We start from the raw sequence: 12240 nt of genomic DNA, 5'->3' as shown, positions 1-12240 counted from the left end.
GCAGCGCCTGTGGGCGCGGAATATGCTCTCAGCCGAGGGCTTTCCAGGCGGCGACATACGCCTGGGCACGGCTCGCAACCTGATCCACTGTCATGCCCGGCTTGAACAGCCCGGAACCCAATCCGAAGCCCTTGGCGCCGGCGTCGGTAAACACCTGCATGTTGTCCGGGGTGATGCCGCCCACCGGCAGCAGCAACGTGCCCGCCGGCAATACCGCCAGCCACGCCTTGATCACTGAAGGGCCCATTTGCTCGGCCGGGAACAGCTTCAACACATCAGCGCCTTCGGCCAGCGCGGCAAAGGCTTCGGTGGGCGTGGCTACCCCAGGCGACAAGTACAGGCCCGCCGCTTTGGCCGCGCGCAACACCTTGGCATCGCTGTGGGGCATGACGATCACCTGGCCTCCGGCCGCCTTGACCTGTTCGACCTGCTCAGGGGTCAACACCGTGCCGGCACCGATCAGGCAATCGGCGGGCAAGCTGTCGCGCAGGGTGCGGATGCTGGTGTAAGGGTCTGGCGAGTTGAGCGGCACTTCGATCACGCGAAAACCCGCGTCGTACAGCACCTGGCCGACCGCCTGGGCTTCGTCGGGGCGTAGGCCGCGCAGGATGGCGATCAAACCGTTTTGTGCGAGTGCTTGCTTGAGCATGTCAGGCCTCCAGTAAAGGTCGAGTAAGCCCGGCGGCTTGCGCCAGTTGCCACAGGCCACGCTCGGTGGCTTCTTGCGCCAGGCTGACGTGGGCAAAGCCGCAAAGGGCGAGGGCGCGTTGATAGCGGGCGCAGAGTGGAGCGGCGCCGACCAGGATGATCGGCTGGTGCTTGGCGGAGTCTGGCAGGCCGGCGAGTTCATGGCCGATGAGCAGGCCAGACAGGTAGTCGGGTTGCTGGTCGGGCGCCAGTTGCGCAGTGAGCCCAAGGGTACGGGCACTGAACAGGGTCGAGAGCACGCCACGCTGGCCATCGTTGGACAGCGCCACGTGCACGCCTCGATCAAACGCCTCGGCCTGGAACTGCTCGCTGGCCTGTTGGGTACGCCCCAGAATGCTGTGCTTGCTCAACACCGCAAACACTTCGCCGGTCATGAAGGTATCGAAATGGGTAATGCGGCCTTCCACCACCTCGACCCATTTGGAATGGCTGCCGGGCAGGCCGATCAACACCTGGGGCCCAAGCCCTTGCAGCACGCCGAGCACTTGGGTTTCTTCGCCGCGCATCACATTGGGCAGCCCCACTTGCTCGATCACCCCCGGCACGATGTGCACCTGCACCCCGCGCAGGCTGCGTATGCCATGCAACGCCTGGCCAAGGCTGGCGACATCCACGGGCGTGCTGCGATAGGCCGCCTCGCTCCAACCCTGTGCGCTGCCGACCATGCCGCACGCGATCACCGGCAGCCCGGGCTGGGCGTCGAGCCAATCGCCGCAGGCACTATCGAACGCCAGTTCAAAGCCGTCGGTGCACAGCACACCGGCAATTTCCCGAGGCTCTGTGGGCAAATGCATGATGCCGGTAGCCAGCGAGCGCTGTTCCAGCACAACGCCCGCGGGGCCGAGTTTGTAAGCACGAAGGGAGCTGGTCCCCCAATCGAGCGCGATCAATTGCGCCTGCATCGCTTCACCTGAAATGAGTGGGTGCTGAAAAAAGCAGATGGGCGAATATAAACCTAGGGCGCAGGATATCTCAATATATAAATATCAATCCCATATAATGAGACGCGACAAGATAAATCCCACAACCCTTCCGGTTTTTACTTAGGGAAAGACGCGGGTTTATCGGGTAGGGATGGTTAAAAAATCGACAGGTCCAATTCGCGCATCGCACCCATCCAGATGGCGTAATCGGTGTGGTCCTTGAGGTCGTCACCGGTTTCCGGGTGCAGGAACACCACCAGACCATCACGGTGCAGCGCCAGCCACGGCAACACCACGCCGATATATTCCGGCTCGAACGCCAGTTGGCAACTCCAATCCGGGTGCGGGCCCACCGGCCGCTCATGCACGCGGCCCATGCGCAACGGGAACAGCCTGGCGGCGTCTTCACAGAGCGTGCGCGCCTGCTCGATCGTGCTGGCGTCGAAGTAGATATGGGCGTGGTAGCCCTTGATACGTTGCATGACGGACTCCGGTTCCACTGTGCGCCGATCCTAGACCGCAATCGACGGCAGGGCCAGCCCGGTCAACGACTGCGCACTGCTGGCCTGTTCCGCCACCAGCCACTCGACAAAGCGGTCCACCAACTGTCCACGGCGTTTGCGCTGGGGCTGCACCACGTAATAGCCAAATCGCGACGTCACCGTGGGGCTGATCGGTCGGCACAGCCAATTCTGCTCCAGCAGGTTATCCACCAGGTGGCGCCAGCCGATGGCGACACCCTGGCCGGCAATCGCGGCCTGGATCAGCAAGGTGTAGTTGTCGAAGCGCAATTGCCCAGGGGTCGGCGCAGCCGTGATACCCAGTTCGCGGAACACGCCGTTCCAGTCGAACCATTGGCTGTTGTTTTCCTGGCGCAGGTGCAGCAACGGGCAGTCTTGCAAGGTCTGCACCGTCAGGGGCGCAGCTTGTTCCTTGAGCCACTGCGGGCTGCACACCGGGAACACTTCCTCATTGAACAACCACAGGCTCTCGCCTTGCTTGAAACGGCCATCGCCAAACAGCACCGCCACATCAATATCGCTGCGCAGGGTGGCGTGATTGCGCTCACTGGTGACCAGGCTGACATCCACCTGCGGGTTGGCCTGGTGGAAGCGATGCAGGCGCGGCATCAGCCAATAGGCGGCAAAGGCGAAGTCAGTGGCGACTTGCAGCACTTCATGCTGGCTTTGTTGAGTGATGGCGCCCAGGCCCTGGTTGATGTTCTGCAGGCCGCCTTGCACATGCTCGAACAGCAGGGCGCCGGCGTCGGTCAGTTCGATGCCGCGATAAATGCGGTCAAACAGGCGGATCGCCAGTTGCTCTTCAAGGCGCTTGATCTGCTGGCTGACCGCCGGTTGGGTGGTGCCCAGTTCCATCGCGGCAGCGGTGAAACTGCGATGGCGTGCCGCTGCCTCAAAGGCGCGCAGCAAATCGAGAGAGAGGTCACCCAGCGCTTCATACATAAGCTCAACTTATCCTAGTCATTGCCGTGCATGGGCTTTACCCATGTATTTATGGACCGCATGCTCACTGGCATAAACACCGCCTATGGAATGCCGAGAAACCATGAAGCGCAAGAACATTCTTTTCATCATGGCCGATCAGATGGCAGCGCCGATGCTGCCGTTCTACGGGCCTTCCCCGATCAAGCTGCCCAATCTCAGCCGCCTGGCGGCGCAAGGTGTGGTGTTCGACGCCGCCTATTGCAACAGCCCGTTGTGCGCACCGTCGCGCTTCACCTTGGTGAGTGGCCAATTGCCGAGCAAGATCGGCGCCTACGACAACGCCGCCGATTTCCCCGCCGATGTACCGACCTACGCCCACTACCTGCGTCGCCTTGGCTACCGCACTGCGCTGTCGGGCAAGATGCACTTTTGCGGCCCCGACCAGTTGCACGGCTATGAGGAACGCCTGACCAGCGACATCTACCCCGCCGACTACGGCTGGGCGGTGAACTGGGATGAGCCAGACGTACGCCCTACCTGGTATCACAACATGTCCTCGGTGCTGCAAGCCGGCCCGTGTGTGCGCACCAACCAGCTGGATTTCGACGAAGAGGTGGTGTTCAAGGCCCAGCAATACCTGTTCGATCATATCCGCGAGGAGGGCAGCCAGCCGTTCTGCCTGACCGTGTCGATGACCCATCCCCACGACCCGTACACCATTCCCAAGCCGTTCTGGGACCTGTACGCCGACACCGAGATTCCAATGCCCGCGACGCCGCCCCAGGCCGACCTCGACCCGCATTCCCAGCGGCTGCTCAAGGTCTATGACTTGTGGGACAAACCGCTGCCGGTGGATAAGATCCGCGACGCCCGCCGCGCCTACTTCGGTGCCTGCAGCTACATCGACAGCAACGTCGGCAAGCTGCTGCAGACCCTGGAGGACACCGGCCTGGCCGACGACACCCTGATCATTTTCTCCGGCGACCACGGCGACATGCTTGGCGAGCGCGGCCTCTGGTACAAAATGCACTGGTTTGAAATGGCCGCCCGCGTGCCGCTGCTGGTCAGTGCGCCGGGGCAGTTCGCCGCTGGCCGCGTCACCCAGGCCGTATCGACCGCCGATCTGTTGCCGACCCTGGTGGAATTGGCCGGCGGCACGTTGGACCCGCACTTGCCGCTGGACGGCCGCTCACTGGTCCCGCACTTGCATGGGCAGGGCGGGCATGACGAAGTGTTTGGCGAATACATGGCCGAAGGCACCGTCAGCCCGTTGATGATGATTCGCCGGGGCGCCTACAAATTCATCTACAGCGAGGACGATCCTTGCCTATTGTTCGATGTGCACAACGACCCGAACGAGCAGGAAAACCTCAGCCAGTCAGCTGAACATCGGCCATTGTTCGAGGCGTTCTTGCGTGAAGCGCGGGCTAAATGGGATATCCCGGCGATCCATCAACAGGTGCTCGCCAGCCAACGCCGTCGCCGCCTGGTGTTTGAAGCGCTGACCCATGGCAAGCTCAAGAGCTGGGATCACCAGCCACTGGTAGACGCCAGTCAGCAGTACATGCGCAACCATATCGACCTTGATGACCTGGAGCGCAAAGCACGTTTTCCACAACCCTGCCAAAACCAATAACTAGACAGAGGGAAGGCCATGCAAAAGTTGACCGTGGTACTGAGTTTGGTGATGCTCAGCAGCGCCCAGGTGTACGCAGACACTCGCTGCGAAACGGTAAAGATGGCCGACCCAGGCTGGAGCGATATTGCCGCCACCAACGCTATCACCAGTTTCCTGCTGACGGGCATGGGCTATCAACCCAAGGTCGACACCCTGGCGGTGCCGATCATCTTCGGCGGGCTCAAGGACGGCCAGGTGGATGTCTTCCTCGGCAACTGGATGCCGGCGCAGCAAGGCTTCTACGACAAGTTCTTGGCCAACGGCGATGTGGTGCAACTGGCGAAGAACCTGGAGGGCACCGAGTTCACCCTCGCCGTGCCGGACTACGTGTGGGACGCCGGGGTGCATGACTTCGCCGACCTGAACAAGTTTGCCGACAAGTTCGACAAGAAGATCTACGGCATTGGCTCCGGCGCGCCGGCCAATATCTCGTTGCAAGAGATCATCAAGAAAAATGATTTCGACCTGGGGCAGTGGAAGCTGATCGAGTCCAGCGAACAAGCGATGCTCGCGGAAGTTTCGCGAGCCGTTAAGAAGCAGCGTTTCGTCACCTTCCTCGGCTGGACTCCACACCCGATGAACGTGCAACTGAAAATGCGTTACCTCAAAGGCGGCGAGCAATACTTTGGTGCCACCGGCAGCGTGTACACCTTGACCCGCAAGGGTTACGCACAAGCCTGCCCCAACGTCGGGAAACTGCTGACCAACCTGAGTTTCACCCAGGCCATGGAGAACAGCATCATGGCCGACGTGGCCAACAACAAGGTCAGCAATGCGCAGGCGGCGAAGGCATGGATCAAGGCTAACCCGGCGGTGCTGGACCAGTGGCTGGAGGGCGTGAAAACCCTGGATGGCCAGGAGGCGTTGCCGGTGGTAAAAGCCAAACTCTGACGCCTGCAGCTGCCCCCTGTGGGAGCTGGCTTGCCTGCGATAGCGTCACCCCGGTATGCCTGTCACACCGAGGCGCCAGCATCGCAGGCAAGCCAGCTCCCACAAGTACCCATGCATATTGATACTCTTGCCAAAACCCTTTACCCGAGCCTGCGATGCCCCGGCCCACCCGCCATACACTCTTGCCCTTCCTGCGCTGGCTGCCGCGCCAGACCCGCGCCAGCGTCGGCCGGGATGCCATCGTCGGCCTCAGCGGCGCGGTGCTTGCGCTGCCGCAGTCGATTGCCTACGCATTGATCGCAGGCCTCCCACCCGAATACGGGCTCTACGCCGCCATTATCCCGGTATTGATCGCGTGCCTGTGGGGCTCGTCCTGGCACCTGATCTGCGGGCCCACGGCCGCCATCTCCATCGTGCTTTACGCCAGCATCAGCCCATTGGCCGTGCCAGGCTCACAGGACTACATCACCCTCATCCTGTTGCTGACCTTCCTCGCCGGGGTGTTCCAATGGTTGCTTGGCCTGCTGCGCTTTGGCGCGTTGGTGAACTTTGTCTCCCATTCGGTGGTGCTGGGTTTCACCCTGGGCGCCGCTGTGGTGATTGCCCTGGGGCAACTGCCCAACCTGCTCGGGTTGGATTTGCCCAGCCAGGCCACGGCTATCAACAGCCTGCTGGCGTTGATCGATCATCGTGGCGAGTGGGATCAGGCATCCCTGGCCCTGGGGCTGGGGACGTTGCTGGCAGGTATGTTGCTCAAGAACCTGGTGCCACGCTGGCCGACACTGTTGATCGCCTTGGTGTTGGGCAGCCTGGTGGCATGGTTGTGGCCGGCGATGTTCGGGCATGTGGCACGGGTCAGTTCGTTCATCGGCAAACTGCCGCCGTTCAGCCCATTGCCGATGGACCTGGACCTAGTGTTGCGCCTGCTGCCCAGTGCCGTGGCGGTGGGGATGCTGGGGTTGGTGACCAGCCTGTCGATTGCCCGTTCGCTGTCGGCCCGCTCGCAACAACTGCTCGACGCCAACCAGGAAGTTCGCGCCCAGGGTTTATCCAACATCGTGGGCGGATTTTTTTCCGGCTACCTGTCAGCCGGATCATTCACCCGCTCGGGCCTCAGTTACGAGGCGGGCGCCTGTTCGCCGCTGGCGGGGGTGTTTTCCGCCCTGTGGGTGGCGCTATTTGCGTTATTTGGCGCAGCGTTGATCGCGCATATTCCGATCCCGAGCATGGCGGCGAGCATCCTGCTGATTTGCTGGGGGCTGGTGGACCACCGCGGCATTCGCGCGCTGTTCCGGGTCAGCCGCGCCGAATTCGTGGTGATGAGCCTGACCTGCGTCGCCACCTTGTTGTTGGAGCTGCAAACGGCGATCTATGCCGGGGTGCTGGCGTCGCTGTTTTTCTACCTAAAGCGCACGTCGCAGCCACGGGTTCAACACTGGCGCGACGGTGAGGCGGATGTGTTGCGGGTAGGCGGCTCGATCTTTTTTGGCGCCAGCCATTACCTGCAAGTTCGCTTGCAACGTTTGCAGGGTGAGCGGGTGGTGATCGAGGCGCAGCAGATCAACTTTATCGACTATTCCGGGGTGGAGATGCTGCATCAGGAGGCGCGGCGGTTGGCGGGGCTGGGCCGTAGCTTGACGTTGCGTGGGGCCAGGCCGCAGGTGGTTGAGGAGCTGAAAAAGCTCGACGGGCCCGATAACTGCCCCATCGACTTTGAAGACTGAACCCGATCAAAACTGTGGGAGCTGGCTTGCCTGCGATAGCGGTGGGTCAGCCAGCACATGGGTAACTGACCTATTGCTATCGCAGGCAAGCCAGCTCCCACATTAACGGTGCCCACATCAGCGCGTGGAATCAGGCCAATTGCCGGCGCAGTTCGGCCAGTACCGGCGCCGAATCCGGGCGCACACCACGCCACAGCAAAAAGGCTTCTGCCGCTTGTTCCACCAGCATGCCCAGGCCATCCATCGCCACCGCCGCGCCTTGCTCGCTCGCCCAGCGGCAGAACGCGGTGGGTTGCTTGGCGTACATCATGTCGTAGCAGAAGGTCTTGCCCGGCTCGATCAGGCTGCCGGCAATCGGCGGTACATCGCCTGACAGACTGGCCGACGTGGCATTGATGATCACGTCCACCGGCTCACGCAACCAGTCGAAACCACTGGCAGACACCGGGCCCAGGTCATCGAACAGCTCAGCCAGTAACTCGGCTTTTTCCACGGTGCGGTTGGCGATGATCAACGACGAGGGTTGCTGCGCCAGCAACGGCTCCAGCGCACCGCGCACCGCGCCACCGGCGCCCAATAACAGAATGCGTTTACCTTGCAGGGTCAGCCCGGCATTGACCGTCAAATCGCGCACCAGGCCCGCGCCGTCGGTGTTGTCGCCCAACAAGGTGCCGTCATCCAGTTTGCTCAAGGTGTTCACGGCACCGGCGCGCTGGGCTCGTTCGGTCAGGGTATTGGCCAGACGGTAGGCCTCCTCCTTGAACGGCACGGTCACGTTGGCGCCACGGCCCTGTTGGAAAAACTCACGGGCACAGGCGGTGAAGTCCTCCAACGGCGCGAGCATCGTGCTGTAGTCCAACTGCTCGCCGGTCTGGGCGGCGAACAGACGGTGAATCAGCGGCGATTTGCTGTGGCCGATGGGGTTGCCGAACACGACATAACGGTCCATCACACCGCCGCCTTGGGCGCGGCAACGCCGAGCCAGTCACGGTCTTGCAGGAAGTAGTCGGTAAGGCGCGCCTCTTCGCTGCCGGCTTCGGCCTTCCAGTCGTAGCTCCAGCGTACCTGGGGTGGCAGCGACATCAGGATCGACTCTGTACGCCCGCCCGATTGCAGGCCGAACAGGGTGCCACGGTCATAGACCAGGTTGAACTCAACGTAGCGGCCCCGGCGGAACTCCTGGAACTGGCGCTGTTGCTCGGTGTACGCCATGGCCTTGCGACGCTGCACAATCGGCAGGTAGGCGTCGATGTAGGCATCGCCGATGGCGCGGATGAAGGCGAAGCAGGTGTCAAAGCCCCACTCGTTCAAGTCATCGAAGAACAACCCACCGATGCCACGGGGTTCGTTGCGATGCTTGATGTGGAAGTAGGTGTCACACCAGGCCTTGTAGCGTGCGTACACATCCGGGCCAAACGGCGCACAGGCCTGCTCGGCCACTCGGTGCCAGTGAATGCAGTCTTCTTCATTGCCGTAATACGGGGTGAGATCGAAGCCACCGCCGAACCACCACACCGGTTCTTCGCCTTCTTTTTCAGCGATGAAAAACCGCACGTTGGCGTGGGAAGTCGGTACATGCGGGTTATGCGGATGGATCACCAGTGACACGCCAAGCGCTTCAAAGCCACGGCCGGCCAGCTCGGGGCGATGGGCACTGGCAGACGGTGGTAAACCGCTGCCGAACACGTGGGAAAAGTTGACGCCGCCTTTTTCGATCACCGAACCGTTTTCCATCACACGGGTGCGACCGCCACCGCCGGCTGGCCGGGTCCAGGCGTCTTCGATAAAGCGAGTGTCCGTCTCGAAGGTTTCCAGGGCGCTGCAAATGCGGTCTTGCAGGTCAAGCAGGTAGGCTTTAACGGCCTCGGTGCGGGTAGTCATGGCATCACCTTGAATCGGGCAAAGCTACGCGAGGCCCATGGGGCGTCGGCGGCAAATGGGCGCACAGGATACCACTGCGCTTAGATGCCACTGCACTTAGGTGCGCGGCAGTTGACGAAGATCAAGCTTAGGAGTCCGATAGGGGGCTACGCAGATTCGAACCCAAGGAGAAGTGCAGATGGCCAAACGTATCCAGTTCAGCGCCCATGGCGGGCCCGAAGTGCTTGAGTATGTGGACTACACGCCAGCGGAGCCTGGCCCACAGCAGGTACGGGTGCGCAACGAAGCTATCGGCCTGAACTTCATCGACACCTATTTCCGCAGTGGCCTCTATGCGCCGCCCGCCCTGCCATCGGGCCTGGGTGCGGAAGGCGCTGGCGTAGTCGATGCCGTTGGCAGTGAAGTCAGCCAATTCAAAGTCGGCGACCGTGTGGCCTACGGCAGCGGCCCGCTGGGTGCCTATAGCGAGTTGCACGTGTTGCCTGCCGCCAACCTGGTGCACCTGCCGGATGAGATCAGCTTTGAACAGGCCGCCGGTGCCATGCTCAAAGGCCTGACCGTACAGTACCTGCTGCGCCAGACCTATGAGCTCAAAGGCGGAGAGACCATTTTGTTCCACGCCGCCGCCGGTGGCGTCGGTTCCCTGGCCTGCCAATGGGCCAAGGCTTTGGGGGTGAAGTTGATCGGTACGGTAAGTTCGCCGGAAAAGGCGGCCTTGGCCAAATCGCTGGGCGCCTGGGAAACCATCGACTACAGCAAGGAAGATGTCGCACAACGCGTACTGGAATTGACTGACGGCAAGAAATGCCCGGTGGTGTACGACGGCGTCGGCAAGGACACCTGGCTGACTTCCCTGGACAGCGTGGCGCCGCGGGGCTTGTTGGTGAGCTTCGGCAACGCGTCGGGGGCGGTGGATGGGGTGAACCTGGGGATTCTGTCGGCGAAGGGTTCGCTGTACGTCACCCGGCCGACTTTGGCGACCTACGCGAACAACCCGGCGAACTTGCAGGCGATGGCGGACGATCTGTTTTCGATGATCAAGAGTGGCAAGGTGCGCATTGATATCAACCAGCGCTACTCGCTGGCGGAGGCGGCCAAAGCGCAGACGGAGTTATCGGGGCGGCGCACGACTGGGTCGACCATTCTGCTGCCTTAAGGGCCTCATCGCAGGCAAGCCAGCTCCCACATTTGACGGCGAACACTGATCAAATGTGGGAGCTGGCTTGCCTGCGATGGGTGCACTGCGGTGTCAGGACGGGCGCACCACATCACCCGTTACCAAATCCCGAATCAGGCTCGGGTTCTTGCGCCCACCCAGGGCACCGCCCAACACCAAGTCCACTTGCCCGCGAAAATACTGCTCCACGCGAATCCGCGTGCGGGCTGCCGGGCGCCCCTGGGGGTTGGCCGAGGTGGAAATCAACGGGCCGACCTCGGCGCACAAATCTCTCACCAACGGATGATCACTGACCCGCAACGCTACGGTGTCATGCACACCCGTGACCCACTCGGGCAGCAAGTCCTGATGGGGCACCAGCCAGGTATTCGGCCCTGGCCAGGTGCTGGCCATGCGTTCGACCCACGTGTCCGGGAAATCTTCAAACAGAAAGTCGAACTGACGAATATTGTCCGCCACCAGGATCAGGCCTTTGTCGACCGAGCGGTTCTTGATCGCCAACAGCCGATCCACTGCTTCTTCGTTCCACGGGTCGCAGCCCAGGCCCCAGACCGCTTCGGTCGGATAGGCGATCACCGCGCCTGCGCGAATTTCCCGTGCGGCTTCCAGCACACGCCACCTGTTGACCATTGTTAACTCTCCGGACTAAAGCTCTGGGCAGTTTACCGATCTTCGTTACAAAACCTAGCGCCAAAAACGGGCCACTACCAAAGCGGACACCGCGCCAGCCAGCGCCCGCTTTCGCAAATCACCTGGCCCTCCAACTCCAGCTCTGTAAGGGTGGCCAGTACTTGGGACAACGGCCGACCGCTGGCAATCGCCAAGGCTTCGCTGCTATGCGGTGCCGCGTGCAGCAGCGCCACCAGCGGATGGGTCACGGGCACCGGTGCCGCATGGGACAACCGCTGCCAACCACGCAGGCCTTCAAGTATGTGCTCGATGGTTTCCACTAACACCGCGCCATCACGGATCAGTTGATGACAGCCTTTGGCGGCGGGGTGGTGGATGGAGCCCGGAATCGCGTACACCTCACGCCCTTGCTCCGCGGCCAGGCGTGCGGTGATAAGCGAGCCGCTGGCGATACTGGCCTCCACCACCAGTACGCCTAACGACAACCCGCTGATGATTCGGTTGCGCCGTGGGAAATTACCGGCCTGGGGCGCGGCATCCAGCGGAAACTCGGAAACCACGGCGCTGCCTTGGGCAATCATCGCCGCAGCGAGCTTGCGATGGCGCTGTGGATAAAAATTTTCCAGGCCCGTGCCGAGCACGCCGATGGTATGGCCGCCCACGTCCAATGCCGCCTGGTGCGCCGCGCCATCAATGCCCACTGCCAGCCCGCTGGTGATGACAAAACCGGCGCTCGCCAGGCTGCGGGAAAAGGCCGCTGCCGTGTCCATGCCCGGGCGCGAGGCGCGCCGGCTACCGACCATGGCCAACTGTGGTTTTTCCAGAATACCGGGGTCGCCCGCAACGAATAACAACGGCGGTGCATCGTCGATCTGCGCGAGCAACGCCGGGTAATCCGGTTGGTCCCACATCAGCAAATGCTGGGCCGGGCGCGCCAGCCAGGCCAACGCCTCACTGGCACCGTCACGTACTTGGGGGCTACGTCGAGCCTCGGCACTGACGGCGGGCAAACCGAGGGAACGCCAGGCGCTGGCGGGAGCACTCAGGGCCTTGGAAGCGCAACCAAAGGCTTGGATCAATACGTGAAAACGCTTGGGCCCCAGTTCTGGCAGCCTGTGCAAGCGTAGCCGGGCTTCCAGCTCTGCCGGGGAAATATCGCTACTGTTTATCGGATTCATATGAT

General features: G+C 62.1%; 12 protein-coding genes. 4 read left to right on the top strand and 8 right to left on the bottom strand.

Translation table 11 applies throughout. From position 1 onward, the window contains the following. Positions 1-28 precede the first annotated feature (28 nt). The 4 genes from ACWHXD_RS00150 to ACWHXD_RS00135 form a co-directional block, all read right to left on the bottom strand. Positions 29-649: a 2-dehydro-3-deoxy-6-phosphogalactonate aldolase gene (locus ACWHXD_RS00150; protein ID WP_003187296.1), complete on the bottom strand. Its 621-nt coding sequence runs from the start codon at positions 647-649 to the stop codon at positions 29-31. Position 650: 1 nt separating this feature from the next. Next, positions 651-1610: a 2-dehydro-3-deoxygalactonokinase gene (locus ACWHXD_RS00145; protein ID WP_138762517.1), complete on the bottom strand. Its 960-nt coding sequence runs from the start codon at positions 1608-1610 to the stop codon at positions 651-653. Between the two features lie 176 nt (positions 1611-1786). Continuing rightward, complete coding sequence (locus tag ACWHXD_RS00140; RefSeq protein WP_032894353.1) at positions 1787-2113, bottom strand: DOPA 4,5-dioxygenase family protein; 327 nt, start codon at positions 2111-2113, stop codon at positions 1787-1789. A 30-nt stretch (positions 2114-2143) separates the two neighbouring features. Continuing rightward, on the bottom strand, positions 2144-3094 hold the full coding sequence (locus ACWHXD_RS00135; RefSeq protein WP_032894354.1) for a choline sulfate utilization transcriptional regulator: 951 nt from the start codon (positions 3092-3094) through the stop codon (positions 2144-2146). Between the two features lie 103 nt (positions 3095-3197). Between ACWHXD_RS00135 and betC the strand changes: the two genes are divergently transcribed. The 3 genes from betC to ACWHXD_RS00120 all read left to right on the top strand — a co-directional run bounded on the left by betC (position 3198) and on the right by ACWHXD_RS00120 (position 7369). Then, the gene (gene betC, locus ACWHXD_RS00130; protein ID WP_138762518.1) at positions 3198-4712 is read left to right on the top strand and encodes a choline-sulfatase; all 1515 of its coding nucleotides are present in this window, start codon (positions 3198-3200) and stop codon (positions 4710-4712) included. A gap of 18 nt (positions 4713-4730) precedes the next feature. Beyond that, positions 4731-5645: a choline ABC transporter substrate-binding protein gene (gene choX, locus ACWHXD_RS00125; RefSeq protein WP_138762519.1), complete on the top strand. Its 915-nt coding sequence runs from the start codon at positions 4731-4733 to the stop codon at positions 5643-5645. A gap of 155 nt (positions 5646-5800) precedes the next feature. After that, positions 5801-7369, top strand: coding sequence for a SulP family inorganic anion transporter (locus ACWHXD_RS00120; protein WP_138762521.1), 1569 nt, complete (start codon positions 5801-5803; stop codon positions 7367-7369). Between the two features lie 130 nt (positions 7370-7499). Here ACWHXD_RS00120 and aroE read toward each other — a convergent pair whose 3' ends face one another. Both aroE and hemF read right to left on the bottom strand, forming a co-directional pair. Beyond that, positions 7500-8318 (bottom strand): shikimate dehydrogenase, encoded by an 819-nt coding sequence (gene aroE, locus ACWHXD_RS00115; protein WP_032894361.1) that lies wholly within the window; start codon positions 8316-8318, stop codon positions 7500-7502. Next, positions 8318-9250 (bottom strand): oxygen-dependent coproporphyrinogen oxidase, encoded by a 933-nt coding sequence (gene hemF, locus ACWHXD_RS00110; RefSeq protein ID WP_003187281.1) that lies wholly within the window; start codon positions 9248-9250, stop codon positions 8318-8320. Before hemF ends, aroE begins: the two co-directional genes overlap by 1 nt. 178 nt (positions 9251-9428) lie before the next feature. On the opposite strand from hemF, the gene ACWHXD_RS00105 reads away from it, so the two are divergent. Beyond that, the gene (locus ACWHXD_RS00105) at positions 9429-10406 is read left to right on the top strand and encodes a quinone oxidoreductase family protein (protein ID WP_098949940.1); all 978 of its coding nucleotides are present in this window, start codon (positions 9429-9431) and stop codon (positions 10404-10406) included. Between the two features lie 93 nt (positions 10407-10499). Here ACWHXD_RS00105 and tsaC read toward each other — a convergent pair whose 3' ends face one another. After that, positions 10500-11057, bottom strand: coding sequence for an L-threonylcarbamoyladenylate synthase type 1 TsaC (gene tsaC, locus ACWHXD_RS00100; RefSeq protein WP_003187278.1), 558 nt, complete (start codon positions 11055-11057; stop codon positions 10500-10502). Positions 11058-11131: 74 nt separating this feature from the next. Continuing rightward, positions 11132-12235, bottom strand: a complete 1104-nt coding sequence (gene dprA / locus ACWHXD_RS00095; RefSeq protein WP_032894363.1) for a DNA-processing protein DprA — start codon at positions 12233-12235, stop codon at positions 11132-11134. Between the last annotated feature and the right edge of the window lie 5 nt (positions 12236-12240).

It is taken from the genome of Pseudomonas fjordensis (assembly GCF_976987115.1).
The sequence above is the reverse complement of the archived record's forward strand: the minus strand, read 5'-3'. Positions and strand labels throughout refer to the sequence as shown.

Bases quoted from the DNA above. Each gene is read 5' to 3' on its own strand.
- ACWHXD_RS00150 (WP_003187296.1), bottom strand. From the start codon at position 649: ATGCTCAAGCAAGCACTCGCACAAAACGGTTTGATCGCCATCCTGCGC.
- ACWHXD_RS00145 (WP_138762517.1), bottom strand. From the start codon at position 1,610: ATGCAGGCGCAATTGATCGCGCTCGATTGGGGGACCAGCTCCCTTCGT.
- ACWHXD_RS00140 (WP_032894353.1), bottom strand. From the start codon at position 2,113: ATGCAACGTATCAAGGGCTACCACGCCCATATCTACTTCGACGCCAGC.
- ACWHXD_RS00135 (WP_032894354.1), bottom strand. From the start codon at position 3,094: ATGTATGAAGCGCTGGGTGACCTCTCTCTCGATTTGCTGCGCGCCTTT.
- betC (WP_138762518.1), top strand. From the start codon at position 3,198: ATGAAGCGCAAGAACATTCTTTTCATCATGGCCGATCAGATGGCAGCG.
- choX (WP_138762519.1), top strand. From the start codon at position 4,731: ATGCAAAAGTTGACCGTGGTACTGAGTTTGGTGATGCTCAGCAGCGCC.
- ACWHXD_RS00120 (WP_138762521.1), top strand. From the start codon at position 5,801: ATGCCCCGGCCCACCCGCCATACACTCTTGCCCTTCCTGCGCTGGCTG.
- aroE (WP_032894361.1), bottom strand. From the start codon at position 8,318: ATGGACCGTTATGTCGTGTTCGGCAACCCCATCGGCCACAGCAAATCG.
- hemF (WP_003187281.1), bottom strand. From the start codon at position 9,250: ATGACTACCCGCACCGAGGCCGTTAAAGCCTACCTGCTTGACCTGCAA.
- ACWHXD_RS00105 (WP_098949940.1), top strand. From the start codon at position 9,429: ATGGCCAAACGTATCCAGTTCAGCGCCCATGGCGGGCCCGAAGTGCTT.
- tsaC (WP_003187278.1), bottom strand. From the start codon at position 11,057: ATGGTCAACAGGTGGCGTGTGCTGGAAGCCGCACGGGAAATTCGCGCA.
- dprA (WP_032894363.1), bottom strand. From the start codon at position 12,235: ATGAATCCGATAAACAGTAGCGATATTTCCCCGGCAGAGCTGGAAGCC.